The sequence below is a fragment of the Kribbella sp. NPDC043289 genome (assembly GCF_056436705.1).
The window spans coordinates 35,479-61,993 of the sequence record NZ_JBWKCB010000011.1 but is presented as its reverse complement, the minus strand read 5'-3'; the positions used below and the strand labels follow the sequence as shown (position 1 = coordinate 61,993).

General features: G+C 68.2%; 18 protein-coding genes. 15 read left to right on the top strand and 3 right to left on the bottom strand.

The annotated features are described in order from the left end of the window. The gene (locus AC0662_RS38750) at positions 1–819 is read right to left on the bottom strand and encodes an alpha/beta hydrolase (protein WP_452200547.1); all 819 of its coding nucleotides are present in this window, start codon (positions 817–819) and stop codon (positions 1–3) included. A 587-nt stretch (positions 820–1,406) separates the two neighbouring features. On the opposite strand from AC0662_RS38750, the gene AC0662_RS38745 reads away from it, so the two are divergent. The 9 genes from AC0662_RS38745 to AC0662_RS38705 are packed head-to-tail and all read left to right on the top strand — an operon-like array spanning position 1,407 to position 13,023. Next, entirely contained in the window at positions 1,407–3,053 is a 1,647-nt protein-coding gene (locus tag AC0662_RS38745) for an ABC transporter substrate-binding protein (protein WP_478306934.1), read from the top strand. A gap of 2 nt (positions 3,054–3,055) precedes the next feature. Next, complete coding sequence (locus tag AC0662_RS38740; protein WP_478306932.1) at positions 3,056–4,054, top strand: ABC transporter permease; 999 nt, start codon at positions 3,056–3,058, stop codon at positions 4,052–4,054. Between the two features lie 2 nt (positions 4,055–4,056). Further along, positions 4,057–4,917: an ABC transporter permease gene (locus AC0662_RS38735; RefSeq protein ID WP_478306930.1), complete on the top strand. Its 861-nt coding sequence runs from the start codon at positions 4,057–4,059 to the stop codon at positions 4,915–4,917. Next, on the top strand, positions 4,914–5,888 hold the full coding sequence (locus AC0662_RS38730) for an ABC transporter ATP-binding protein (protein WP_452200554.1): 975 nt from the start codon (positions 4,914–4,916) through the stop codon (positions 5,886–5,888). The genes AC0662_RS38735 and AC0662_RS38730 overlap by 4 nt, the downstream gene beginning before the upstream one ends. Further along, the gene (locus AC0662_RS38725) at positions 5,885–6,841 is read left to right on the top strand and encodes an ABC transporter ATP-binding protein (protein ID WP_452200556.1); all 957 of its coding nucleotides are present in this window, start codon (positions 5,885–5,887) and stop codon (positions 6,839–6,841) included. The genes AC0662_RS38730 and AC0662_RS38725 overlap by 4 nt, the downstream gene beginning before the upstream one ends. Then, complete coding sequence (locus tag AC0662_RS38720) at positions 6,838–7,872, top strand: LacI family DNA-binding transcriptional regulator (protein ID WP_478306928.1); 1,035 nt, start codon at positions 6,838–6,840, stop codon at positions 7,870–7,872. Before AC0662_RS38725 ends, AC0662_RS38720 begins: the two co-directional genes overlap by 4 nt. A 3-nt stretch (positions 7,873–7,875) precedes the next feature. After that, entirely contained in the window at positions 7,876–9,435 is a 1,560-nt protein-coding gene (locus AC0662_RS38715; RefSeq protein ID WP_478306926.1) for an FAD-dependent oxidoreductase, read from the top strand. A 14-nt stretch (positions 9,436–9,449) separates the two neighbouring features. Continuing rightward, a complete protein-coding gene (locus tag AC0662_RS38710) occupies positions 9,450–10,877 on the top strand; it encodes a cellulase family glycosylhydrolase (RefSeq protein WP_478306924.1) in 1,428 nt (475 codons plus the stop codon). A 37-nt stretch (positions 10,878–10,914) separates the two neighbouring features. Then, positions 10,915–13,023 carry a DUF6351 family protein gene (locus AC0662_RS38705; protein ID WP_478306922.1) on the top strand — a complete coding sequence of 703 codons (2,109 nt, stop codon included), beginning with the start codon at positions 10,915–10,917 and terminating at the stop codon, positions 13,021–13,023. Here AC0662_RS38705 and AC0662_RS38700 read toward each other — a convergent pair. Continuing rightward, positions 13,007–15,820 carry a glycoside hydrolase family 2 TIM barrel-domain containing protein gene (locus AC0662_RS38700; RefSeq protein ID WP_478306920.1) on the bottom strand — a complete coding sequence of 938 codons (2,814 nt, stop codon included), beginning with the start codon at positions 15,818–15,820 and terminating at the stop codon, positions 13,007–13,009. The two genes, AC0662_RS38705 and AC0662_RS38700, sit on opposite strands and share 17 nt — an antisense overlap. A 115-nt stretch (positions 15,821–15,935) precedes the next feature. Then, entirely contained in the window at positions 15,936–17,708 is a 1,773-nt protein-coding gene (locus tag AC0662_RS38695) for a glycoside hydrolase family 127 protein (protein WP_478306918.1), read from the bottom strand. 230 nt (positions 17,709–17,938) lie between these two features. Between AC0662_RS38695 and AC0662_RS38690 the strand changes: the two genes are divergently transcribed. From AC0662_RS38690 to AC0662_RS38665, 6 genes are read left to right on the top strand one after another with little or no spacing between them, the layout of a single operon-like run. Next, positions 17,939–20,350, top strand: coding sequence for an Ig-like domain-containing protein (locus AC0662_RS38690; RefSeq protein ID WP_478306916.1), 2,412 nt, complete (start codon positions 17,939–17,941; stop codon positions 20,348–20,350). Between the two features lie 7 nt (positions 20,351–20,357). Further along, positions 20,358–22,340: an ABC transporter substrate-binding protein gene (locus AC0662_RS38685; protein WP_478306914.1), complete on the top strand. Its 1,983-nt coding sequence runs from the start codon at positions 20,358–20,360 to the stop codon at positions 22,338–22,340. Between the two features lie 3 nt (positions 22,341–22,343). After that, positions 22,344–23,342 (top strand): ABC transporter permease, encoded by a 999-nt coding sequence (locus AC0662_RS38680; RefSeq protein ID WP_452200574.1) that lies wholly within the window; start codon positions 22,344–22,346, stop codon positions 23,340–23,342. Between the two features lie 6 nt (positions 23,343–23,348). Further along, a complete protein-coding gene (locus tag AC0662_RS38675; protein ID WP_452200576.1) occupies positions 23,349–24,503 on the top strand; it encodes an ABC transporter permease in 1,155 nt (384 codons plus the stop codon). A 9-nt stretch (positions 24,504–24,512) separates the two neighbouring features. Beyond that, on the top strand, positions 24,513–25,508 hold the full coding sequence (locus tag AC0662_RS38670; protein ID WP_478306912.1) for an ABC transporter ATP-binding protein: 996 nt from the start codon (positions 24,513–24,515) through the stop codon (positions 25,506–25,508). Further along, positions 25,508–26,515, top strand: a complete 1,008-nt coding sequence (locus AC0662_RS38665) for an ABC transporter ATP-binding protein (RefSeq protein WP_452200580.1) — start codon at positions 25,508–25,510, stop codon at positions 26,513–26,515. Before AC0662_RS38670 ends, AC0662_RS38665 begins: the two co-directional genes overlap by 1 nt.

Here is a 26,515-nt window from a genome sequence, read left to right as displayed (position 1 = left end):
CTACCTCTCGAGTGCGCTGAGCAGCATCGGCAGGGAGGCGTGCAGTTCGCGCTGCCAGTAGGCCCAGCCGTGGGTGCCCGGTCCGTAGAAGTTCGTCGTCAGGTGTTTCGCGCCGACCTGTTCCAGTTGGGCCGCGAGGGCGTGGTTCTGGCGGTTGAAGTCGGCCTCCAGCGCGTCCGTCTTCCCGGGCGGGTCGAACGGTCCGGCCGTACCGTCGCCACAGGACAGGTAGACCGGTAGCGACTTGAGTCGGTGCGCCAGGTAGTACGGGTCGTGGGCTTCCCAGATCCCGCGCTGAGCGACCGGATCGCCCCAGACCCGGAGCGGGTCGTTGCCCTGCCCGGCGAAGAAGCCCTTGATCCGGTTGATCGACTCGTCGTTCAGCAGGGGATGGGCCGAACCGGAGTACGCCGCGACCGCGCGGAACATGCCGGGATGGCGGGCGGCGTACAGGAGTGCTCCTTGGCCGCCCATCGAGAGCCCGGCGACGACGCGGTTCGAGCTGGCGCCCCAGTCGTGTTCGAGCAGGTGGGACAGTTCGACGGTGTGGAACGTCTCCCACGCCGGGTCGCCGCCGGCGCCGTAGTTCCACCAGTCGCTGTACCAGCCGTTCCAGCCGGCCTCGGGCATCACGACGAGGACGTTGCGCAGGCTCGGGATCTTCGCGATGTCGGTGCCGGACCAGGACGTGTAGTCACCGCAGCACCCGTGCAGGAGCCAGAACGTCGGCCAGTGCTGACTACGGTCCGCAGGATCCCAACCATCCGGCGTCAGCAGCCGGACGTTGACGGTACGCCCACCAAGCGCCTGCGACCGCACAGTCAAATCGGTAAGCCGATCCCCAACCTGCTTGACCGCGACGACGTGGGCGCCGAGCGGTGCGGCTTGCTCTGGGGCGGGTGCTGCGATCGCTGTCGGGGGTGGCGGCGGAGCCGCCTGGGCGGGGGCTAGGGGTGAAAGTCCGAGGAAGAGAGCGGTGGCGAGTACTGCTCGCCGACCGATCCAGGACAGTTGTGCGTGCACGAGCAACCTCCGGGCGGGGACGGAACTCTGGTCACAACGTGTCGCCGAGCGACGACCTGAAGCTAAAACCATGCGTGTTAGTTACTCAACACCGCAGCTGGTTCCGTCGATCGGTGGTCCGGGATCTGCGGCGAACGGTCGCGGAACCCTGCACGCTTGAACACCCTCCGGTGGGTGAACACAAGCAATAACCTGTCCTGACCCACCGGTACTTGTGCAAGCGGGCTCGCTACGAGATCGCCGCCTCTGGGTCGTCTCGGTATTGACATGCGCGCTTAACGTTCGTAGGTTCCTGCGCATACGTAAGAGCATCGCCTAGTTAGCTCATATTCGAGTGCTCATACGTATGAACGTGCAGCCGCTCTAGTTCTGGGGTGAGAGATATGCGCAATCGGTGGCGGGTGTTGTTGGTGGTTGGTGCGGTTCTCGTGGCGGGGTGCTCAGGCCCCGCGGCGAAGCCGGCCGGTGGTGGTGCAGCGGCGGGTGCGTCGATCGTCTACGCCAAGACCGACGGCGGTACGACGTTCGTCCGCAACTACAACGTGATGGGTCCGGCGACGGACAAGGCGCCGAACATGGAGCTCGTCTACGAGCCCCTGATGCGCGTCGACTACAGCGACGGCGGCGTGGTGAAGCCGTGGCTCGCCGAGAGCTGGACGTTCGGTGAGCAGGGCAAGCTGCTGACGATCAAGCTCCGCGACGACGTCACCTGGTCGGACGGCCAGAAGTTCACCGCGGACGACGTCGCCTACTCGCTCGGTCTCCCGATCGAGAAGCCGGACTTCAGCATCGCCGGGATCACCTACAAGTCGGTGGCGAAGACCGACGAGCACACGATCCAGGTGCGGTTCGCGGAGCCGTCGTACGCGACGCTCAACCAGTTCGCGAACATCCTGCTGCCGATGGTCCCGAAGCACATCTGGTCCGGTCAGAACCTGAATACCTGGACGAACCCGGACCCGGTCGGCACCGGTCCGTTCACGCTGAAGGAGTTCAAGCCGCAGCAGATCACGCTGCAGGCGCGCGCCGACTACTGGGGCGGCAAGCTCCCGATGAGCACGTACAAGATCATCCCGACCAGCGCGGACGCTCTGAAGGCCCAGCTGCTGAAGGGCGATATCGACTGGGCGTCGGCCAGCTGGCCGAACGGCGAGAAGGAGTACGTCGCCAAGGACCCGGACAAGCACCTGTACCAGCTGTACTCCAACGGCGGCGCGATGTCGGTCCTCTTCAACACCGGCAAGGCTCCGTTCAACGACGAGCACGTACGGCGTGCCCTCGCCCTCACCATCGATCGGACGGCGGTCGTCACCACGCTGCAGCGTCCTGGTACCGAGGCAGGGCCGACCGGACTCTCCGAGCAGCTGTTCGCCGACTGGCTCGACCCGGCGTACAAGGGCAAGGTCCAGAAGGTCGACCCGGACGCGGCGAAGGCTGAGCTCGCGAAAGGCGGCTGGACGGTCGACAACGGCGCCCTGGTGAAGGACGGCAAGCGGTACCAGCCGAGCATCCTGTTCAACTCCGACTGGGGTTGGGGCAACTACGCCGACATCCTGATCAACACCTGGAAGAAGACCCTCGGCCTGCAGGTGAAGAGCGCCGGTCAGCCGAGCGCCGGGTACTACGACAAGCAGAACCTCGGCCAGTTCGATCTGGTGGCCGCGTCGACGGGTGGCTCCGGCGTGTACGGCGTCTACCGGTTCCTGAGCAGCCAGTACCTGACACCGATCGGCAAGTCGGCCACGCTGAACCAGGGCCGCTGGAACGACCCGCAGACCGACGCGATCGTCGCCGCGATGCAGCGCACCGACGACGTCGAGCAGTTGAAGACGCTCGGCCGGCAGTTGCAGAAGATCGTCGTCGACAAGGTCCCGTTCAGCCCGATCTACAACAACTTCTACTTCGTCGACATCAACGCGACCCGCTGGACCGGTTGGCCGGCGCCGGACAACTTCGAGCACATCCCGTTCGTCGGGATGGGACCGGACACGATCCTGACCATGCTGAAGCTCCAGCGCCGGGGGAACTGACGATGCGGTGGACCTTCCTGGCCCGGCGGCTGGGGTTCTACCTGGCCGCCGCAGCCGCCGCCATCGGCCTGAACTTCCTGCTGCCGCGGCTGATGCCCGGCGACCCGTCGTCCGCGATCGTCGAGGAACTGGAGCGCGTCAGCGGCCAGCAGGTCCCGGCCGAGACCCTGATGTCGATCCGCGCGATCTTCGGCAACCCGCACGCCAACCTGGCCCAGCAGTTCGCCGACTACCTGCGGCAGTTGTCCCACGGTGACCTCGGCGTCTCCGTGGTCAACTTCCCGGTCCCGGTCGCCGACCTGGTCTGGCAGGCCCTCCCGTGGACTCTCTTGCTGGTCGGTACGACGACCGTCACCGCCTTCGCGATCGGCACATTGCTCGGCGTGGTCGCGGGCTGGCGGGCGGGCAGTCGGCTCGACGCGATCCTGACCCCGTTCACCACGTTCCTGAGCAGCGTCCCGTACTTCTGGGTCGCGCTCCTCGCCCTCTGGGTGTTCGGGTTCGTCCTCGGCTGGACCCCACTGTCCGGCGGGTACAACGCCGACCTCCCGCAGGGCTTCAGTCTCGCGTACGCCGTCAGCGTGCTGCATCACGGTGTGTTGCCCGCAGCAACCATCGTGTTCTCGGCCTTCGGCGGCTGGCTGCTCGGGATGCGGAACATGACGGTGACCACCGTCCGCGAGGACTACGTGCTGCTCGCGCAGGCCAAGGGTCTCTCGCCGCGCCGGGTGATGTTCCGGTACGCCGCCCGGAACGCGATGCTGCCGAGTTTCACCGGGTTCGCGATGGCGCTCGGCGGGGTCGTCGGCGGCGCGCTGCTCACCGAGATCGTCTTCAGCTATCCCGGGATCGGGTACCTGCTGTACGAGTCGCTGCAGAAACGCGACTACCCGATGATGCAGGGCGTGTTCCTGCTGATCACGCTCGCGGTCCTGCTGGCGAACCTGGTCGCGGACCTGGCCTACGTCCTGCTCGATCCGCGGATCCGGGCGAGGGGATGACGATGCTGAAGAGCTGGAAAGTCCGGATCGGCCTGTTCATCCTGGTGTTCTTCATGTTGCTGGCCGTCTTCGGGCCGATGATCGGCGGGGATCCGCGCGCGAACGACATCAGCGCGATCTCCCAGCCGCCGAGTCCGCAGCACCTGTTCGGCACCACCCAGTTCGGGCAGGATGTGCTCGCGCAGACCATCGCCGGTGCCCGCGGCTCGATGCTGGTCGGCCTCCTGGCCGCCGCGATCGGCACGCTGATCGCGATCCTGGTCGGCGTCCCGGCCGGGTACTTCGGTGGCGCGGTCGACAACGGCCTGAACTTCCTCACGAACCTCTTCCTGGTGATGCCGGTCCTCCCACTGATCCTGATCGTCGCGGGTTACGTGCAGGGCACCGGTCCGCTCGTGATCGCGCTGATCATCGGCCTGTTCGGCTGGTCGGGCGGCGCGCGGACGCTGCGCGCACAGTCGCTGAGTCTGAGCAGCCGCGACTTCGTGCTCGCGATGCGGATGGTCGGCGAGCCGCACCGCCGGCTGATCTTCTGCGAGGTGCTGCCGCATCTGACCGGATGGATCTCGGCGATGTTCCTGCACGGCATGATCGGTGGCGTGATGGCGGAGGCCGGGCTGGCGTTCCTCGGCATCACCGACTCCGGGTCGATCAGCTGGGGCACGATGATCCAGGCGGCGCAGCAGCAGAGCGCCGTACTGCGTGGTCTGTGGTGGTGGTTCGTGCCGCCGGGGCTGTGTATCGCGCTGATCGGTACGGCGGCGACGCTGGTCAACTTCGGCGTCGACGAGGTGTCCAACCCGAAGCTGCGGATGGCCCGGCGTTCGGTCGTGGTCCGGGCCCGGAAGGTGGTCGAGGCATGAGCGACGTACTGGTGGTGGACGGGCTGACGGTCGACTACGTGACCGGGGATCGGCCGGTGCGGGCGTGTGACGACGTGACGTTCGAGCTGCGCCGCGGCGAGATCCTCGGTGTAGCGGGGGAGTCGGGGTCGGGGAAGTCGACGCTGATCACCGCGCTCACCCGGCTGCAGCGGCCGCCGGCGGTCACCACCGCCGGCCGGATCGAGTTCCACGGCACCGATCTCGTCGGGCTCACCCCCGAGCAACTCCGCAAACTCCGCTGGACGTCACTGGCGATCGTCCTCCAGAGCGCGATGGACGCCCTCAACCCGGTGATGCGGGTCGGTGCCCAGTTCGTCGACGTACTCCGTTCGCACGACAAGAAGCTGAGTCGCCAGGACGCGTGGGACCGCGCCGCCGAACTCCTCGGCATGGTCGGGATCTCCGCCGATCGCGTCCGCGCCTACCCGCACGAACTCTCCGGCGGCATGCGTCAGCGCGCCAGCATCGCGCTCGCCCTGGCCTGTGGTCCCGAACTCGTCGTGATGGACGAGCCGACGACCGCCGTCGACGTGGTGATGCAACGCCAGATCCTCGCCCAGGTACTGCGTCTGCGCCGCGAGCTCGGTTTCGCGGTCGTGTTCGTCACGCACGACCTCTCGCTGCTCCTCGAGCTCGCCGACCGGATCGCGATCATGTACGGCGGCCGGATCGTCGAGATCGGCACCGCAGAGTCGCTCTACACCAAGCCCCGCCACCCGTACACCCGCGGCCTGCGCGACTCGTTCCCACCGTTGCGCTCGCCGTTGCGGAGACTCACCGGGATCTCCGGCAGTCCACCGGACCTCCGCAACCCACCACCCGGCTGCCCGTTTCACCCGCGCTGCGCGGACCGCTTCGACGGTTGCGACAAGCAACGACCGGAGCTACTGACGATCGAGGACCATGCCGTCGCATGCCGGCTGTACCCGTCGGGAGATGATCGAGCATGAGCCAACCCGTTCTCGAGGCCCGGGCGGTCTCGAAGCATTTCGCGGCCGGGCGGTCGACGGTGCGCGCGGTCGAGGACGCGACGCTGGCATTGCAGCCCGGCCGGATCGTGGCGCTGGTGGGCGAGAGCGGCAGCGGGAAGACCACGCTGGCGCGGCTGCTTGCGCGCTTCTATCCGCCGACGTCCGGTGAGATCCGGTTGCGTGGCGAGGTCGTGAAGGGCAAGCCGCGGGCGTACTACAGCGACGTACAGCTGATCTTCCAGGACCCGTTCGGGTCGCTGAACCCGTTGCACCGGGTGCGGTACAACCTGGAGCGGGCGGTCAAGCTGCATCACGCCGTGCGGACGAAGGACGAGTTGGAGCGGCGGGTGGTGGAGCTGCTGGAGCGCGTGAGCCTGACCCCGACCGAGCAGTTCATCGACAAGTTCCCGCACGAGTTGTCCGGCGGGCAACGGCAGCGGGTCGTGATCGCGCGGGCGCTGGCGGTCGAGCCGAAGGTGCTGCTCGGGGACGAGCCGATCTCGATGCTGGACGTGTCGATTCGGCTCGAGATGCTGAACCTGCTCGACCGGCTGCGGACCGAGGACGGTCTGGCGCTGCTGTACATCACCCACGACATCGCCAGCGCGCGCTACCTGTGCGACGACATCGTCGTGATGTACGCCGGTCAGATGGTCGAAGGCGGTCCCAAGGAGGACGTGATCGCCGACCCGCTGCACCCGTACACGCAGCTGCTGATCGATTCGTCCCCGGATCCCGAGCGCAGGGACCGCGACGGCCTCTTCGACGCGGAGGATCTCGGTGAGCCGCCGAGTCTGATCGACCCGCCGGCCGGGTGCCGGTTCCATCCGCGGTGCCCGTTCGCGATGGACGTCTGCCGGACCGACGCACCGCCCCGGACCGAACTACCCAACGGGCGCTGGACCCATTGCTGGTTGCAGGAGAACAAATGAAAGCACCACGACAGTCCGACGTAGCGCAGCTCGCGGGCGTCTCGCAGTCCGCCGTCTCGAGGGTGGTGAGCGGGGACGTGGACCGGATCCCGGTCGAGACCCAGGACCGCATCCTGGCGGCGGTGAAGGAGCTCGGGTACGTCCCGAACGCCGCCGCGCGGAACCTGCGCAACAAGCGCAACCGGCTGCTCGGCGTTCATACCTTCGAGGCCGTGTTCCCGCACGCCCGCGAGGACTTCTACTTCGAGTTCCTGCTCGGGATCGAGGAGCGGGCCGAGGAGATCGGGTACGACCTGGTCCTGTTCACGTCGACGGGGACCAGCGACGGCCGGCGGCGGATCTACCGCGACGGCACCAACCGGCTGAACCTCGCCGACGGGACGGTCCTGCTCGGTGCCGCGACCGATCGCGAGGAGCTGGCGCGGTTGTGGCACGACGGGTACCTGTTCGTCCACATCGGCCGCCGCGAGGTGCCCGGTGCCGACGTGCCCTGCATCGTGCCGGACTACCACAGCGCCGCCGGCCGGCTGGTCGAGTCGCTCGCCGACCGCGGCCATCGGCACCTCGCGTACCTGCGCGCCGGGATCGAGCAGGAGGCGTACGCCGATCGCCGGGCCGGGTACCGCGACGCCGTCGAACGCCTTGGCCTGCAGGACAGGTCGCCCGGGTTCAACGGCGTACCGGATCTGTCCGACGAGTGGCTGGACGCGTTGGTGAGCGGACCGGAGACGGCGGTGGTCGCGGAGAGCGTCGGCCTCGCGGAGGACCTGCGTGCCCGGCTCGCGGAGCGCGGGCTGAGCATTCCCGAGGACCTCTCCGTCGCCGTATTGGAAGGCTCGGGAGACGAGCCCGGTCACCGCTGGGACTGCTTGGTGATCCCGCGCAAGGAGATCGGCCGGATCGCGATCGACGCGCTGGTGGCGCGGGTCGAGAACCCCGACGCGGAGCCGGTCAGCCAACTGGTGGCCTGTGATCTGGTGGCCGGCGAAACCGTCGCCGCCCCTGCAGACAAGTCGAGTGTTAAGGAGTAACGGGTGGAACTCGCAACGGACGTCCTGGTCGTCGGCGGTGGACTCGGCGGGGTCGCCGCGGCCCTCACCGCGGTCCGCCTCGGTCGCAGCGCCGTACTGACCGAGCCGACCGACTGGCTGGGCGGGCAACTCACCAGCCAGCTCGTCCCGCCGGACGAGCACCCCTGGATCGAGCAGTACGCCGCCAGCGGGTACGCCGAACTTCGCCAGCGGATCCGCGACTACTACCGCCGGAACTACCCGCTCCGCGCCGAGGTCGCTGTGGACCCGCTGCTCGACCCGGGCCTCGGCGTCGTCAGCCGCTTCTGCCACGAACCACGCGTCGCCGCGGCTGTGCTGGAGGAGATGCTCGCCCCGTGGCGCGCCTCCGGACGCCTGACGGTGCTGATGGAACACGAGCCGATCGCGGCGTCCACCTCCGGCGACGAGATCGACGCTGTCACCCTGCGGGACCTCCGCACGGGCGATGACGTGACGGTCTCGGCGACGTACGTCGTGGACGCCACCGAGCTCGGCGACCTCCTCGAGCTCGCGAACGTCGAGCACGTGATCGGTGCGGAGGGGCGCGACCAGACGGGTGAGCTGCATGCGCCCGAGGTCGCGAATCCCCTTGATCAGCAGGCGTTCTCATGGTGCTTCGCTCTCGAGCACCGGGCGGGGGAGGACCACACCATCGACCGGCCGGCCGGGTACGAGCACTGGCAGACCGCCGTCGCGCCGTTCTGGCCGGGATCGCAGCTGTCCTGGACGGACGTCGTACCGTCGACGCTGCAGCAGCGGGAGTGGAAGCTGCTCGAGGCGAACCCGGACCAGCGGGCACCGTTCTCGCTCTGGCGGTACCGGCAGATCCTTGCTGAGAGCAACTTTGTCGACAAGGCGATCCCGGCGGTCACGGTGGTCAACTGGCCGCAGCTCGACTACTGGGAGCAGCCCCTGCTGGGTGCCCCGGACCCGGCGAAGGCGCTGGCCGCGAGCCGGGACCTGTCGCTGTCGTTCCTGTACTGGATGCAGACCGAGGGCGGCTATCCGGGGCTGCGGTTGCGTCCGGACGTCACCGGTACGGCGAACGGTCTCGCGAAGACGCCGTACATCCGTGAGGCGCGGCGGATCGCGGCCGAGTTCACCGTGCTCGAGCAGCACGTCGGGGTGGAGGCGCGGCCGGACGGCGCGGGCAGCGAGGTGTTCGCGGACACCGTCGGGCTCGGGCGGTACCGGATCGACCTGCACCCGAGTACGGCTGGCCGCACCTACGTCGACATCGAGGCGTACCCGTTCCAGATCCCGCTCGGCGCGCTGATCCCGGTGCGCGTCGACAACCTGCTGCCGGCGAACAAGAACATCGGGACCACGCACATCACCAACGGTTGTTACCGCCTCCACCCGGTCGAGTGGAGCATCGGCGAGGCGGTCGGCGCACTGGTCAGCTTCTGCCTGACCGAAGGCCTGTCACCACGCAAGGTCCGCAACGATCCCACCCATCTGGCCGACTACCAGCGCCTGCTGGCGGACCGCCTGAGGACCCCGCTGGCATGGCCCGAAGAGATCCGCACCCATCGCGACTGAAAAGGGATGATGCTGTGCTCCGAAAGTCTTTGGCCGCCCTGTGTACTGCGCTACTCCTCTCCGCCGCGGTCCTGGTGAACGCCTCGGCGTCCACCACCGCACTCCCCGCGCTACACACCGAAGGCAATCGCATCAAGAACAGCGCCGGTACCGATGTCACCCTCAAAGGTGTCTCCGTCATCGCCCCCGAGCAGAACGACGTCTGCACCGACTGCAACTCCAAGCCGATCAACGACCTGATCGACATGACGGTCGCGAACGGCTGGCACTCCAAGGTGCTGCGGCTGCTCGTCACCGAGGCGATCGGCAAGGACCTGAACGCCTACGACGCCACCTACATCAAGCCGTACGTCGACCACGCGGTGGCCAAGGGTCTCTACGTGATCATCGACCTGCACCTGGTCCGCAACTACGGTGACGCCGCGGGCGCCGTACCGCAGTCCGACGTGAAGGGGTTCTGGGACTTCATCGCGCCGCGGTACGCGAACAACCCGAACGTGCTGTTCGAGGTGTTCAACGAGCCGATCGCCCCGGACAACTGGGCGACCTGGAAGTCCTACATCCAGCCGGTCGTGAACTCGATCCGGTCGGTCGCGTCCAACGTCATCCTGATGGGCAGCCCCTCGTGGAGCACGCGGCTGAACGGGGCGCTCACCGATCCGATCACCGGCGGCAACATCGCCTACGTCTACCACCTGTACCCGAACCAGGGCCCGGCGACCGCGGCGAATCTGGATCCGAAGTTCGGTACGGCGGCCGCGACGCTGCCCGTGGTCCTGACGGAGTTCGGCTGGGACCCGTCGCCGGCGGCGAACGCGGTCACCGCCGGTACGACGTCCGGCTGGGGGCTGCCGTTGCGGCAGTACCTGGACGCGCGTCCACAGATCGGGTGGCTCGGTTGGGTGTTCGACAACTTCTGGGCCCCGGTGATGTTCGACAAGTTCTGGAACCTGCTGTCCGGCGAGTACGAGGGTGCTTTCATCCGCGACTGGCTGGCCGGCGCTCCGGCGACGTCACCGTGTTCCAGCCATCTCGCCCGCGGGGCGACGGCGACCGCGTCCTCGACGTACGACGCGAACTCGGGTGCGGCGAAGGCGGTCGACGGGGCGTGTACGGACAGCGGGCGCTGGATGTCCGCGGTCGGTGACACGACGCCGGTGCTCGCGCTGAACCTCGGTGCGTTCAAGGACGTCAACCAGGTCGACGTGTACAGCGGCTACGGCTATCCGAACGTTGCCACCGGGACCACGCTGACCGCGTTCACGGTGGAAGGGCACACCGCCGCCGGGTGGGTCCAACTGGGCAGTGTCACCGGTAACACCCGGTCGCTGGTCTCGGTGCCCGGGCCATCCGCGACAATTGACCAGATACGCCTGACCGTCACCGACCCGTCGAACACGACACCGGACATTGCCCGCGTCTACGAGGTGGCCGCTCACTGAGCCCTCAGTGGCCGGCCGGCTCACTTGGAGGAGGCCGTTGCCAGCGTCCCGACCGAGACGATTCGTCGCTGCGTTCATCGCGGGTGCCCTGGTGTTCCCGCTGGTGCCGGCGGTCGCCGCGCGGCCGGTGAAACTGGAGGTCCTCTCCAGCCGCGCCGACACGGTGACGGGCGGCGACGCGCTGGTGCACGTCGACGCCCCCGATCCGGACGGTCAGGTCCGGGTGTCGCTCAACGGTCAGGACGTGTCGGGGGATTTCGTCCCTGACGACACCGGCCGGACCGGACTGGTCAAGAACCTCCGGCCCGGAGCCAACGTGCTCCGGGCCGAGGCCGGGGGCCGGCGGACGACGCTGGACGTGCGCAACTACCCCCGGGAAGGCCCGGTGTTCTCGGGGCCGCACGAGCAGCCGTTCGCGTGTGAGACGGCGAAGTTCAAGATCCCGGTGATCGGCGGCACGCTCGGACCGGCGCAGGACGCCGACTGCACGATCGCGCCGCGGGTCGACTACTTCTACCGGACCACCGCGCGCCGCTGGGCGAAATGGCCGGCCGGCGCGACGAGGTACCCGGCGGATCTCGCGGAGACGGACTCCGGTGATCCGTTCATCGTGCGGATGGAGACCGGGAGCGCGAACCGGGCGGTCGTGCAGACCAGCATGCTGCACGACCCGCTGCGCGAGGGCGCGCCGACTCCTGTCCGGCGCTCGGAGGCCTGGAACGGTCGCGCGATCTTCACGCTCGGCGGCGGCTGCGCCGGCGGGTGGTACCGGTCCGGTGCGACGACCGGCAGCGTCACGGATCCGTTCCTGCTCGGGCGCGGGTACGCGCTGATGTCGTCGTCGCAGAACGTCTTCGGGCAGAACTGCAACGACGTGACCGCGGCCGAGTCCGCCATGATGACCAAGGAACTGTTCGTCGAGCACTACGGGCAGCCGGAGTTCACGGTCGGGTTCGGCTGCTCCGGTGGTTCGTATCAGGCGCAGCAGATCACCGACAACTACCCGGGCATCTTCGACGGCATCATCGTCGGCTGCTCGTTCCCGGACGTCGGCTTCGGCACGATCCCGTTCATCAGCGACGCGCGGCTGCTCGACTCGTACTTCGACAGCCGCAGCACGGTGCAATGGACGCGGGAACAGAAGCGCCGCGTGGCCGGGTTCGCGAAGTACGCGACGCTGCCGAGTATGGCGATCAGCGCCGCCCGGATCGACCCGCGGCGCAACTGTGCCGCTGTCCCCGTGGTCCTGCGCTACAACCCGGTGACGAACCCTCGCGGAACGCGCTGCGATGTCTTCGACCACGCGATCAATGAGTACGGCGCTGATCCGGCGACCGGGTTCGCGCGGCGACCGCTCGACAACGTGGGCGTCCAGTACGGGCTCAAGGTCCTGCGGTCCGGGGTGATCACGCCGGCGCAGTTCCTCGACCTGAACCAGCGGATCGGTGGCTTCGACGCGGACGCGAATCTGGTCCCGGCCCGGACCGTGGCCGACCCGGAGGCCGTGCGGACGGCGTACCGGACCGGGCGGCTGACCAACGGCGGGGGAGGGCTGAAGGACGTGCCGATCATCGACTACCGCGCGTACTCCGACAACCTGGCGTACGGCGACATCCACGTCCGGTACCACACGCTCTCGATGCGGGCCCGGTTGCAGAAGGCGAACGGCACCTCGGTCAACCAGGTGAGCCTGCTCGAGGACGCGAGGTACGGACTGTTCAGTACGGCGAGCCCGTTGCTGCGGCACGCGGTCGACGAGATGGACAGCTGGCTGACCCAGTTGACCGCCGACGGGACGAGCCGGCCGCGGATCGACAAGATCGTCGCGGCCAAGCCGTCCGGGCTGGCCGAGGGGTGTCGCGGACCGGGTGGGTTCATCGCGCAGCCGCTGGACCGGAACCCGTCGTCGCGGTGCGAGAAGTTGTTCCCGTCGGCGTCGTTCCCCCGCGAGGTGGCTGGCGCCCGTGTCGCGTCGGATGTGATCAAGTGCGAGCTGCGCGAGCCCGCCCGGTCGGAGTACCCCGGGTTCACGGACGCGCAGTGGCAGCAGCTGTTGACGATCTTCCCCGACGGTGTGTGTGACTGGTCGAAGCCGGGGATCGATCAACAGCCGCTCGCCGGGACCTGGCTCAGCTACCCAAACTGAACCTGAAGTGGTGCTTCCGCGGTTGGAGATCGTGCGGCGGGAGGATCGGGGCACCGCTGGTCGGACTGCCGAGACCGTGCTGCAGTGCGTCCAGCGTGATCCAGACGCGATCGCTCGGGTGCAGGTCGGCCGGATGCTGCGCGGCGGCCAGGTCGGCGATCGTCCAGCGTCTGACAGTCATCGCGAAGTCCGGGTCGCCGGTCAGGCGGAGCAGGCCGGCGCTACCGGACAGCTCGGCCCAGCGGACGTTGCCCCGGGCACCGTTCTCCTGCGGGTAGAGGTACGGGACCTGCAGGTCGTCGATCGTGCTCGTGTAGCGGCCGATCCGGGCCGCCGAGCGTGAGTCGGGGTACGCCTGTCCCGGTCCCTGGCCGAACCAGGTCACCTGCCGGAAGCCCGCCGGCACGCCGAACGTCACCCCCAGCCGCGCCCACGGCACCAACCACTCACCCAACGGCTCCACCTCGACATCGGCCGTCACACTCTCGCCATCGGTCGTCCAGCGGTACGTCGTGAGCACCCGCGCGTCCGTCGCCGCGGCCCCCACCATCGTCACCACCGTGAGCTCGTCATCGGACCGCTCCACGGAGACGGTCCGATACCGCAGCCGGTCAAGCCCGGCGTTGGCCCATCGAGACTTCCGGTCCAACGTCGTCGCGTCCCAGGTCCGGGCGTCGTGCTGAGTCGGCGCTCGCCACAGCTCCAGCGGACGATGCACGACGTCCCAGCCCTGCAGGCCGATCAGTCGTCCGGTCTCGGGATGGAACGTCGCGGGCCCGAGCGCGAGCGGCTTCGTGGGGGAGCGCCTGGCCGGAGCCGCGGAGAGTTGGGTTTGGGTGAAGGCCACCTCGTGACCGGCCGGTGCCCAGTCGGTGTCGCTGGTGAGGACCGCTCGGATCGTCAGCCAGCGTTCACGGTTCTGGAGCTCCGGCAGGTCGGGGAGCTTGACCGTGGCGGAGTCTCCCGCCGAGATGAGCGGGAGGTCGACTGTGCCGCGGGCCACGACGGTGCCCTCGTCGGCGACGTCCCAGTGCAGCGAGAGATGGGAGGTGTCCGACACGTCGTACCGGTTGTGGATGGTCAGGACGTCGTCGGTGACGGTGAGGCGAACCGGTTCGTAGACCTTGTGGACCTCGGCGAGCACCGGTTGCGGCGTCAGGTCGGGAAAGACCAGTCCGTCGAGGACGTACGTCCCGTCGTGCAGTTCCTCACCGAAGTCTCCGCCGTACCCGTAGGAACCGTCGGCCCGCAGGATGCCGTGTTCCATCCACTCCCACAGGAAGCCGCCCTGGCAGCGTTCGTACCGGTCGAAGAGCTCCTCGTACTCCGGTAGTCCGCCGGGACCGTTGCCTCCGGCATGCGAGTACTCGCACAGCACGAACGGCATCGCCCGCCGGCGCGCGTCCAACGTCGGATCGTCCAACGGTTTCTCGGCCCGTTTGCCGATCGCCTCGACCTCCTCGTGCGACGCGTACATCCGGCTGTACACATCCACGTCCGCACACGACAGGTCACCCTCGTAGTGCAGCGGTCGCGACGGATCCCGGTCGCGGGTCCACTCCGCCATCGCGGTCAGGTTCGGCCCGACGCCGGCCTCGTTGCCGAGCGACCACATGATCACCGATGGGTGGTTCTTGTCCCGCTCGACCGTGCGCCGCATCCGGTCCACGGACGCGTCCAGGAACCGCGGATCGCCGGCCGGGTTGCCCTGCCAGTCGAGCAGGAAGAAGCCGTGCGTCTCGTAGTCGCACTCGTCCATCACCCAGAACCCGAGCTCGTCGCACAACTCCAGCAGCTTCGAGTCCGGCGGGTAGTGGCTGGTCCGGATCGCGTTGATGTTGTGCCGCTTCATCACCAGCAGTTCGTCGCGCATCCGCTCGTACGGTACGGCGCGACCGAACACCGGATCGTGCTCGTGCCGGTTGACCCCGTGAAAGACGATGCGGCGCCCGTTGACCCGCAGTACCCCGTCGACGATCTCGACCGTGCGGAAGCCGATCCGCAGCGACACCCGCTCACCGGGCAGCTCCACGACCGCGTCGTACAACCGGGGCTCCTCGGCGGACCACGGTTCGACGGCCGGGAGCGTCACCGACTCGCCGCACGGCACCTCGGCGCCGAGCTCCGCGATCCGTACGACGGCACCCGGGACCGACTCCACCCGCAGCACACCGGCACCGTCGACGTAGTCCGCGTGCACGAACACATCCGCGTCCACCGGCCGCGCGATCAGCGTGACGTCGCGGAAGATCCCGGGCAGCCACCACATGTCCTGGTCCTCGAGGTACGACCCCGACGACCACTGGTGCACCCGTACGGCGAGCACGTTCCGCCCCGGGCGCAGTACCTCGCCGACCGCGAACTCGGCCGGCAGTCGCGAACCGCGCGTCACTCCGAGCTCGACCCCGTTCAGCCAGACGCGCGCACACGAGTCCACGCCGTCGAACCGCAGTACCGACGACCCGGTCCACGAGGCCGGGAGCTCGAACGCCAGCCGGTGATCGCCGGTCGGGTTCTCGTCCGGCACGTACGGCGGGTCCACCGGGAACGGGTACTTCTGGTTCGTGTACGCCGGACTCCCGTGCCCGTGCATCGGCCAGCTCGACGGCACCGGCAGCCAGTCCCAGTCCGAGTCGTCGAAGTCGACCGCCTCGAACCCGTGCGCGGCCTCCGCCACGGTCGGTGCCCACCGGAACCGCGACTGACCGTTAAGGCTCAGCCGCGGCGCATCCGACCGTACGGCGGCCCGCGCCGGCAGCACGCCGTACCCCGGGCCGGGATCTTCCCAGTAGGTCATCGGGCCTCCCGGCCTGGACTGAGGAGCGCAGGGAGCGTAGCGACCGGAGCGACGAGGGAAGGACGGGAGTCACAGCCCGATGACCCGCCGCGACGGAGTCGCGGCATATACAGAGTCACGCGTCCTCCCGGATCCACACCGTCATCGGTCCGACCGTCCGGTTCGCCCACGCGTAATAGGGGATCGCTGTCAACGGTCCGTCCCGTCCCGGGACCTCGATGGTTGTCACGCCGCCGAGTAGGTCGGGCTGCTCGCGTTCGACGAGCTCGCCCGCGACGACGGCCGTCTCGTCGAGGACGACGTCCTGGTCCTGCTGCTCGAAGCAGTACACCAACGGGCCGCGTTCGATCGCGACACAGCCACGCACCGAGTCGATCCGATCGTCCGGCGTCGTACGGCGGGCCGCGACCGGCAACTCCAGCACGACCTCGTCGCCGACCGACCACACTCGCCGCAGCGGTCCTTCGTGCCCGTTGACGGTCAGCCGGTGACTGTCGGCCCACGCCGGGATCCGAAGCCCCAGCGTCCACGGCGCGTCCGGCGCCGCCGTGATCCGCACCCGCACGGTCCCGTGCCACGGGTAGTCGGTCTGTACCTCGAACCCGACTCGCCCGATCGGCAGGTCCGCAGTCACCGAGGCCGGCGCATAGAGCTGTACCTGGACGCCGTCGTCGTCCGACGTCGCGATCAGCTGATCCAGCGACGACAGCGTCCGCATCACGTTCGGCGGGCAGCACGCGGTCCCGAACCAGGGCTGCCGTCCACCAACCGCGGAACGCTGGTCGTCCGCGAAGGCGTTGTTCCGCACCTTCAACGCGTTCACGTAGAAGAACCGGTCGCCGGCGAGCGAGACGCCCGAGATCACCGAGTTGTACAGCGTCCGCTCGATCAGGTCGGCGTACTTGCTCTCACCCGTCGCGAGCAGCAGCCGCCAGCTCCACTGCACGCTGGCGATCGCCGCGCAGGTCTCGCAGTACGCCGCATCCGGTGGCAACTCGAACGGGTCGCCGAACGCCTCGCCGTACCACCGGGCGCCGACGCCACCGGTCAGATACGTCTGACTCTCGACCATCGTCGACCACGTCGCCCGCAACGCGTCGAGCAGCTCAACGTCCCCGGTCTCCACCGCGACATCGGTCGCGCCGGCCGCGAGGTACAGCGCCCGGACCGCGTGACCGGCGATCGTCCGCACCTCGCGGACCGGCAGGTGATCCTGGAAGTACGCCGGTCCGTGGTGACCCGGGACCGTGAGCATCCCGTGCCCGCGGGCCTCGACGAAGTACGCGGCCAGCTCGAGGTACGCCGCGGTTCCGGTCTCGCGATAGAGATCGACGAGCGCCATCTCGATCAGTGGGTGCCCGTCGACACCTTCCAACCGGCCCGGCCCGAAGGTCTTGCACAGATGGTCGGCGAGCCGGCACGCGACGTCGAGCAGGATGCGATCCCCAGTTGTCCGCACCTGCGCGACGGCTGCTTGCAACAGATGGCCGGCGCAGTAGAGCTCGTGGCCCTTCTCCAGGTCGCCGTACCGCCGGCCGTCGAGTGCGAGCGTGGTGTAGGTGTTCAGGTAGCCGTCGGCCTCTTGCGCCGCGGCGACCAGCGCGCTGCCGCCGGACTGCCAGGAAGCGAGTTGGTCCGAACGCCCGCGGGCCTGTTCCCAGGCGACCGCCTCGAGCCACTTGTAGACGTCGGTGTCGGCGAAGAGCTTGCCCTCGAATCCGGTGACCGGTTCCTGCCCGGACGCCTGGCGGAAGTTCCGCAGGGTGCCGACCTCCTCGAGCCGCCGGGCGGCCGCCGGAATGGTCGTCTCCCGGTTGATCCGCTGGCGGTTCGACCAGAAGCCACCGGTGAGCTGGGAGCTGCCGAGGGGGAGTGGGCGCAAAGGCATGGAGGCAAGGTAACCATCGCCTGCGAGGTCGGGGCAAGAGTTCAGTGCAAACGATTGCGGCCTGGGAAACCGCTGTGTGCAAACGATTGCAATTTATCGGCGTCACGCCCTTGACATCGGCTCGTAACCTCCGTGACCATGAGGGCCGTCGTTCCATTCGGAGTTGACTAGATATTCAGTGAGACTGCGCACCTCAGCAGCCGCCCCCTGCCGAAAGCGAGGCATGGCCGATGACCAATCCCTCCCCGGACACCGCGTCCGCCGCAGAGCCGCCCCAGATCTCGACGACACCGCCCGGCTGGTCCCGGCGTGGTTTCGTCGGAACCACCGCGGCCGCCATCGGCGTCGCGTCGCTGGGTATCACGCCGACCGCGAGTGCGACGAGCACCGCCGGCCGGACCGCGAACGACGACCAGCTGCCGGCCTTCCCCGGCGCCGAAGGTGCCGGTAAGTGGGCCAAGGGCGGCCGCGGCGGGTCCGTCTACGAGGTGACCACGCTGGCCGATTCCGGACCCGGATCGCTGCGCGACGCTGTCTCCGGTTCGGACCGGACGATCGTGTTCCGGGTCTCCGGCACGATCCAGCTGGAGACAGGCCTGCTGATCGCCGGCAGCAACCTGACCATCGCCGGCCAGACCGCGCCTGGTGGCGGGATCTGCGTGGCGGGGCACAGCACGAACATCAAGGGCAGCGCGCACGACATCGTGATCCGCTACCTGCGCTTCCGGCTCGGCGACGAGAACGAGATCGCTGACGACTCGTTCAACACCAACGTCCCCGGCTCGGTCAGCCCCGAGATCCGCAACCTGATCATCGACCACTGCTCGTTCAGCTGGGCGGTCGACGAGTGCCTGTCGCCGTACGGGAACTACGACGTCACCGTGCAGTGGTGCATCGTGTCGGAGGGCCTCGCGCTGTCCGCGCACCCGAAGAACCGGCACGGGTACGGCGGCATCTGGGGTGGTGAGCGCAACACCTACCACCACAACCTGATCGCCCACGAGGGCGGCCGGAACCCGCGGTTCGGCTACACCGAAGGCATCACGCTCGAGGTCGACCACTACAACAACGTGATCTACGACTACGGGTACACGTCGCTGTACGGCGGCGAGTGGGCCAACGGCATCAACATCATGAACAACTTCTACAAGCCGGGCCCGACCACCCAGGACGAGGTCGCGCCGGTCGTGCTGAGCGCGAACCGCGGCGGCCAGTGGTACGTCGCCGGTAACCAGGTCGAGGGCTACCCGGACGTCACCGCGCACAACCGCAAGGGCATCCGCTACCCGATCGGCGGCATCGTCGAGCTGACCCAGCCGCACTCGATCCCGGGCCGCGGCGACCTCCAGGCGCCGAACAAGGCGTACGACGCGGTGCTCGCCGGCGCGGGTGCGATCCTGCCGAAGCGGGACGCGGCCGACGCCCGGGTGATCGCGGAGGTGCGCAACGGCACCGGCCGGCTGATCAACTCGCAGAAGGACGTCGGCGGCTACCCGGATCTCGTCCAGGCAGCGGCGCCGGTCGACTCCGACCACGACGGCATCCCGGACTGGTGGGAGAAGGCGAACGGCCTCGACCCCAACGACCCGTCCGACGCGCAGAAGATCGCGCCGAACGGCTACACGTACCTCGAGAACTACCTGAACTCGCTGGTCCCGGACCCGGTCGGCAACCCGACGGTCGCGATCAGCAGCCCCGCGCAGAACCAGACGATCCCGGGCCGGACGGCGCCGACCGTCACGGTGAAGGCCGATGCGGCCGCCGCGAAGGGCGGCCGGCTCGCGAAGGTCGAGTTCTACTCCGGGGACCAGCTGATCGGCAGCGCGACGAGTGCGCCGTACCAGGTCCAGTGGAAGAATGTTGCCGACGGCTCCTACTGGCTGACCGCACGGGCGACCGACCAGAACGGTACGTCGACGCAGTCGACCGCCGTCCAGGTCCACGTCAACCGGCAGACCGGTACGTCGGCCTGGACCTCGACCGCGGTCGGCAAGCCCCCGGTCCCGGGCTCCGGCAACCTGGAGAACGGCGTCCTGACGATCAAGGGCTCCGGCCGGATCTACGGGCGGAACAGCAACTTCCACTACGTGTACCGCAAGCTCCAGGTCGGCGGTGCCGGTGCGGTCTCGCAGATCACCGCGCGGCTGGACAAGATCAGCAAGGTCGCGAACGGCCTGACCGCGGGCGTGATGATCCGCGACAGCCTCGACCCGGCCGCGCCGTACATGTACGGCGGCATCGGGTACGGCGTCGCCGGTGGGTACGGCACCGTCAACGACAACGCGAGCGCCGCGCCGACCGCCACCGACGACGGCGGTATGAAGGCGCAGGCGATCCGGATCCAGACCGACGGCACCGTGCCGAGCGTCGGCCCGTGGCCGTGGGACGGGACGTACCTGGACCACACGAAGGTCTACTGGCTGCGGCTGCTCCGGCGCGAGCGCCCGCAGTTCGGGGACGTCGAGTTCGAGGCGTTCATCTCTACGGATCAGGTCAAGTGGGACCGCTTCGGCTACGAGAAGCTCGTGATGCCGAGCCGGACCTTCTACATCGGTTTCGCCGTCGACGGCGGCCAGATCGACAACGGTCTCGTCGACTACGGGACGGCGCAGTTCAGCAACATCACGCTCGAGCAGCAGTGAGGTAGACATGTCTGAAAGCACCATCAACCGTAGGCGCCTGCTGCAGGGCGGTCTCGGACTCCTGGCGGTCGCGACCATCCCCGGCTGCGGTTTCTTCGACACCAAGCCGGCCGGGTCCGGCGCACAGGCCGCGGCGGCCGGCGAGAAGGAATCGCCGCTGCTGAAAGCCCTGGTGGACAAGGGCTCGCTGCCTCCGCTGGCGGACCGGTTGCCGAAGAACCCGCCCGTGATCAAGCCCCTGGAGGGCAAGGCGCAGTACGGCGGCACCTGGCGCTCGGCGATGCTGACCCAGGAAGACACCCAGTGGCTGTGGTACGCGATGAACTACGAGCCGCTGGTCCGCTGGAAGCCGGACAAGACCGGCAAGCCCGGGTACGACGAGATGGAGTCGAACACCGCCGAGTTCACGGTCGATGCCGAGAGCAAGGTGTTCACCTTCAAGCTCCGCGAGGGCCTGAAGTGGTCGGACGGCAAGCCGTGTACCGCGGACGACATGCTGTTCACGATCCTCGAGGTGCAGTGCGACGAAGGTCTGCACCCGGACGGGATCTACGACGCGTTCCTGTCGCCGGACACCGAGAAGCTGGCGAAGGTCGAGAAGACCGACGAGCGCACGGTCACGATCACCTACACCGCGCCGCAGCCGTCGCTTCTCGGCCAGATCGCCGACGGCATCTTCCTGCGCGAGGGTGCCTACGGGATGGTGCTGCCGAAGCACTACTTCCAGCAGTTCCACCTGAAGTACAACAAGTCCGCGAACGCGCTGGCGAAGAAGGCCGGCGTCGGCAGCTGGACGGACCTGTTCACCCAGAAGCAGAACCCGTGGACGAACCCGGAGCAGCCGACGCTGGCGCCGTGGAAGGTGACCACCGGGCTCGGCAAGGGCTCCGCGGTCACCCTGACCCGGAACCCGTACTACTGGAAGGTCGACGACGCCGGCCGCCAGCTGCCCTACATCGACAACTGCCGCATCGAGGTCGTCCAGGACGCCCAGGTCGAGCTGCTGAAGGTGATGAACGGCGAGTTCGGCATGCAGTACCGGAACTTCGGTACGCCGCAGAACAAGCCGGTCGTCGCGCAGAACCGGCAGAAGGGCAACTACAAGATCATCGAGGTGCCGACGCAGCTCACCAACACGATGGTCATCGGCCTGAACCTGACGCACAAGGACGCGACCAAGCGCGCGTTGTTCTCGAACAAGGAGTTCCGGACCGGTCTGTCGCTGGCGATCAACCGCAAGGAGGTCATCGACGCGGTGTACGCCGGCCAGGGTGAACCGTGGCAGGGTGCTCCGCCGAAGGACTCGCCGTACTACAACGAACAGCTGGCCACCCAGTTCGTGGAGTTCGACGCCGCGAAGGCCAACCAGCACCTGGACGCGGCCGGTCTGACCAAGAAGTCGGCGGACGGCAAGCGGCTCGGCGCCGACGGCAAGCCGGTGTCGGTCACGGTGCTCGTCAGCGAGTCGTTCCCCGACCACGTCGAGGCGATCGAGTTCATCAAGAAGCGCTGGGCCGCGGTCGGGATCGAGCTCCGCGCCCAGCCGGTCAGCGAGGACCTCTACAAGGAACGGGTCAAGGGCAACGACCACGACGCCGGCACCTGGACCTGCGGCACGTTCGTCCTCCCGACCGGTACCGGTGGTGACCACTACTGGGTGCCGACCAACGACGGCAGTGCGCGGTACGGGATCGGCTGGGCGCAGTGGTACCAGTCGAAGGGCGAGAAGGGGATGAAGCCGCCGGCCGAGGTACAGAAGCAGCTCGAGCTGTTCACCAAGGCGCGGCAGGAGCCGGACCCGGACAAGACCCTGGACCTCGGCAAGCAGGTGCTGCAGATCGCGGCCGACCAGTTCTACTACATCGGGATCAGCTCGGTTCCGAACACCTACGGTGTGGTGAAGAACGACTTCCACAACGTGCCGTCGGAGATGAACGAGTCGGTGGCGCCGGGCATCGTGCACCCCGAACAGTTCTCGATGGAGCAGTAGCCGATGCTGCGCTTCGTGGCCCGGCGGCTGGTCTGGATGTTCATCACGCTGGCGGCGATCTCGTTCGTCACCTTCGTGGTCATCAAGCTGCCGCCGGGCGACTACACCACCACGGTGATCGCGAACGCCGAGGCGCGCGGTCAGGACATCCCGGACTCGCAGATCGCCGAGCTCAAGCGGCACTACGGTCTCGACAAGCCGTTCATGGTCCAGTACCTGACGTGGATCGGGGGCGTCGTCCTGCACGGCGACCTCGGTCAGTCGTTCGCCTGGAACCAGTCGGTATCCAGTCTGATAGGCAGCCGGGTACTGCTGTCGATGCTGCTGTCGGTGGCCAGCCTGTTGTTCGTCTGGGCGATCGCGTTCCCAATAGGCATCTACAGCGCACTGCGGCAGTACTCCACCGGCGACTACCTGGCCTCGTTCCTCGGCTTCATCGGAATGGCCGTCCCGGAGTTCATGCTCGCGCTGGTGATGATGTACGTCGGCTTCCGGTACTTCGGCCAGAGCGTCGGCGGACTGTTCTCACCGGAGTACGCCGACGCGGCCTGGAACCTGGGCAAGCTCATCGACCTGATATCGCACCTGTGGATCCCGATCGTGGTGGTCGGGGTCGCCGGTACGGCGGGACTGATCCGGATCACCCGGGCCAACCTGCTCGACGAGCTCCACAAACCGTACGTCGCGACCGCCCGCGCCAAGGGACTGCCGGAGTGGAAGCTGCTGCTCAAGTACCCGGTCCGGATGTCGCTCAGCCCGTTCTTCAGCACGGTCGGCTGGCTGCTGCCCGGCCTGATCAGCGGCGAGACGATCGTGTCGGTCGTGATGAGCCTGCCGACCAGCGGTCCGCTGCTGCTCGGGGCGGTGAAGAGCCAGGACATGTACCTGGTCGGCAGCTTCGTTCTGATCCTCAGCACGCTGACGGTGATCGGCACGATGCTCAGCGACCTCGCACTGGCCTGGTGGGATCCGCGGATCCGCACCCGGTTCCAGAAGGGATAGATCCAGATGGTCCAGCAGACCGAGACGATCGCACCCGAAAGACCGCCGGGCACCTCGCCGGAGGCGCCCGGGGAGGTGGTGAAGAGTCTTCGCGATCACGGCGCGCTGCCGCAGTGGCGGTTGATGTGGCGGCAGTTCCGCCGGCACCGGCTGGCGCTGATCGGCCTGATCGTGCTGATCCCGATCTACTTCATCGCGATCTTCGCGGGGTTCTTCGCCCCGTCGAGCGCCGACACCGCGCACACCGCGCTGCCGTACGCCCCGCCGCAACGGGTGCACATCGACAGCGAGCACGGGATGTTCGTGTACGGGTACTCCTCGACGCGCGACCAGGAGACCTTCGAGCAGACCTTCACCGTCGACAAGTCCAAGATCGTCGACGTCGGGTGGTTCGTGCGTGGCGACGAGTACTCGATCCTCGGGCCGCTCAAGTCCGACATCCACCTGATCGGACCGACGACGGCCGGCGAACCGTTCTTCCTGGTCGGTGCCGACCAGTCCGGCCGGGACCTGCTGTCACGGCTGATCCACGGTGCCCGGGTGTCGCTGTCGATCGGTCTGGTCGGGGTGTTCGCGAGCTTCCTGCTCGGCATGCTGATCGGTGGTATCTCCGGCTATCTGGGTGGCACGGTCGACAACATCATCCAGCGGATCATCGAGTTCATCATGTCGATCCCGACGCTGCCGCTGTGGATGGCGTTGTCGGCGGCCCTGCCCGGCAGTTGGGGACCACTGACGAGGTACTTCGCGATCACGGTGATCCTGTCGCTGATCGGCTGGACCGGTCTGGCGCGGGACGTCCGCGGCCGGTTCCTCAGCCTGCGCGAAGAGGACTTCGTGATGGCGGCCCGGTTGGACGGGGTCGGCCGGACCGGGATCATCTTCGGCCACATGGTGCCGTCGTTCGCCAGCCACATCATCGCGTCGGTGTCGATGGCGGTGCCGCGGATGATCCTCGGCGAGACCAGCCTGTCGTTCCTCGGTCTCGGTCTGCAGCCGCCGGCGGTCAGCTGGGGTGTGCTGCTCGAGGGCGCGCAGAACGTCCGCGCGGTCGCCACCGCCCCCTGGCTGCTGACCCCGGGCCTCGCGGTCGTGGTCGTCGTACTAGCCATGAACTTCGTCGGTGACGGTCTGCGGGACGCCGCCGACCCGTACAAGTGAGGACCTGACATGCAACCTCTCCTGGAAGTGCGCGAGCTCAGGACCCACTTCGAGCTCGGCGACGGTGTGGTCAAGGCCGTGGACGGCGTCAGCCTGACGGTCCAGCGCGGCCGGACGCTGGCCGTGGTCGGCGAGTCCGGGTGCGGCAAGAGCGTCACCGCGCGGTCGATCCTGCGGCTGGTCGAACGGCCGGCCCGGATCGTCGGCGGCGAGATCCTGCTGCACGACGACGAACCGGGTAAGGACCCGCTGGACCTGCTGGCCGCGAAGGACAAGCGGCTGCGCAAGGTCCGCTGGGCCGATATCGCGATGGTGTTCCAGGAGCCGATGGCGTCACTGAGCCTGGTGCACACCATCGGGGACCAGATCATCGAGGCGGTCCGGCTGCACGAGAACCTGAGCAAGCAGGCCGCCCGGGAACGGGCGATCGAGATGCTCGACCGGGTCGGCATCCCGGACCCCAAGCGCCGGGTGGACTCGTACCCGTTCCAGCTCAGTGGTGGCATGCGGCAACGAGCCATGATCGCGATGGCGCTGTCCTGCCGGCCGCGGCTGCTGATCGCGGACGAGCCGACCACCGCGCTGGACGTCACCACACAGGCGCAGATCCTCGACCTGCTGCAGGATCTCCAGGAGGAGCTGGGGATGGCGATCATGCTGATCACCCACGACCTCGGGGTCGCCGCGCAGGTCGCCGACGAGGTCGCGGTGATGTACCTCGGCGAAGTCGTCGAGCAGGGACCCGCGTCCGCCGTACTGAGTGCGCCCAAGCATCCGTACACGCAGGCGCTGGTGCGGTCGGTGCCGCGACTGGGACAACAGGGTCAGGACCGACTCGTCGCGGTACGGGGGACTGTGCCGCCGCCGTACGAGCGGCCGTCGGGGTGCCGGTTCCATCCGCGCTGCGACGCGTTCATGGCCGGGAAGTGCGACCAGATCGTGCCGGCCCGCGTCCGCAGCGACGAGATCGATGTGGCCTGCCTGCTGTACGGCGAGGAGAACTGATGAGCCTGCTGGAAACCAAGGGTCTGACGATGCACTTCCCGCTCGAGGGAGGGTTGCTCGGGCGGAACCGTGGGTATGTGAAGGCCGTCGACGGGGTCGATCTGTCGATCCGGGCCGGCCGGACGCTCGGTCTGGTCGGTGAGTCGGGCTGCGGCAAGACGACCCTCGGCCGGTGCATCGTGCGGGCGTACGAGCCGACGTCGGGCAGCATCATGTTCGACGGCGTCGACCTGGCGTCGCTGTCCGAGAAGCAGCTGAAGCCGTACCGCGCGCAGGTCCGGCTGATCTTCCAGGACCCGCACTCCTCGCTTGACCCGCGCAAGACGCTGCGCGACATCATCGCCGAGCCGCTGAAGGTCCAGGAGGCCGGTTCGCGCGACGAGATCGACGACAAGGTCGCCGCGCTGCTGCGGCGCGTGGGGCTGCGGGCGGAGTACGCGCACCGCTACCCGCACGCGTTCAGCGGTGGCGAGCGGCAGCGGGTCGTGATCGCCCGGGCGCTCGCCACCAACCCGCGGTTGGTAGTCGCCGACGAGGCGGTCAGTGCGCTCGACGTCTCGGTCCGGGCGCAGATCCTCAACCTCCTGCGCGATCTGCAGGAGGAGTCCGGCCTCACCTACCTGTTCGTCTCTCACGACCTCGGCATCGTCGAGCACATCGCCGACGACGTCGCGGTGATGTACGTCGGCAAGCTCGTCGAGAGCGCGTCGACCGAAGAGCTCTACTCCAAGCCACTGCACCCGTACACCGAGGCGCTGCTGAGCGCCGTACCGGATCCCGACCCCGCCACCCGCGGGCAGCGCGAGCGGATCAAGCTCCGCGGTGAGATCGCGGACCCGTCCAAGGTGCCGGCCGGGTGCCCGTTCCATCCCCGGTGCGGGTACGCCGAAGCCCGGTGTGCGAGCGAAGTCCCGCAGCTGCGGGAGATCAGGGGCCGCAAAGTCGCGTGCCACCTGGCCGAGCAGCTGGATCTGAAGGGTGTCCTCACGGCCACCACCGCCCCGTAG

Excerpts from the sequence above, each read along its gene's own strand:
- AC0662_RS38745 (WP_478306934.1), top strand. The coding sequence starts at position 1,407 with ATGCGCAATCGGTGGCGGGTGTTGTTGGTGGTTGGTGCGGTTCTCGTG.
- AC0662_RS38740 (WP_478306932.1), top strand. The coding sequence starts at position 3,056 with ATGCGGTGGACCTTCCTGGCCCGGCGGCTGGGGTTCTACCTGGCCGCC.
- AC0662_RS38735 (WP_478306930.1), top strand. The coding sequence starts at position 4,057 with ATGCTGAAGAGCTGGAAAGTCCGGATCGGCCTGTTCATCCTGGTGTTC.
- AC0662_RS38730 (WP_452200554.1), top strand. The coding sequence starts at position 4,914 with ATGAGCGACGTACTGGTGGTGGACGGGCTGACGGTCGACTACGTGACC.
- AC0662_RS38725 (WP_452200556.1), top strand. The coding sequence starts at position 5,885 with ATGAGCCAACCCGTTCTCGAGGCCCGGGCGGTCTCGAAGCATTTCGCG.
- AC0662_RS38720 (WP_478306928.1), top strand. The coding sequence starts at position 6,838 with ATGAAAGCACCACGACAGTCCGACGTAGCGCAGCTCGCGGGCGTCTCG.
- AC0662_RS38700 (WP_478306920.1), bottom strand. The coding sequence starts at position 15,820 with ATGACCTACTGGGAAGATCCCGGCCCGGGGTACGGCGTGCTGCCGGCG.
- AC0662_RS38695 (WP_478306918.1), bottom strand. The coding sequence starts at position 17,708 with ATGCCTTTGCGCCCACTCCCCCTCGGCAGCTCCCAGCTCACCGGTGGC.
- AC0662_RS38690 (WP_478306916.1), top strand. The coding sequence starts at position 17,939 with ATGACCAATCCCTCCCCGGACACCGCGTCCGCCGCAGAGCCGCCCCAG.
- AC0662_RS38685 (WP_478306914.1), top strand. The coding sequence starts at position 20,358 with ATGTCTGAAAGCACCATCAACCGTAGGCGCCTGCTGCAGGGCGGTCTC.
- AC0662_RS38680 (WP_452200574.1), top strand. The coding sequence starts at position 22,344 with ATGCTGCGCTTCGTGGCCCGGCGGCTGGTCTGGATGTTCATCACGCTG.
- AC0662_RS38675 (WP_452200576.1), top strand. The coding sequence starts at position 23,349 with ATGGTCCAGCAGACCGAGACGATCGCACCCGAAAGACCGCCGGGCACC.
- AC0662_RS38670 (WP_478306912.1), top strand. The coding sequence starts at position 24,513 with ATGCAACCTCTCCTGGAAGTGCGCGAGCTCAGGACCCACTTCGAGCTC.
- AC0662_RS38665 (WP_452200580.1), top strand. The coding sequence starts at position 25,508 with ATGAGCCTGCTGGAAACCAAGGGTCTGACGATGCACTTCCCGCTCGAG.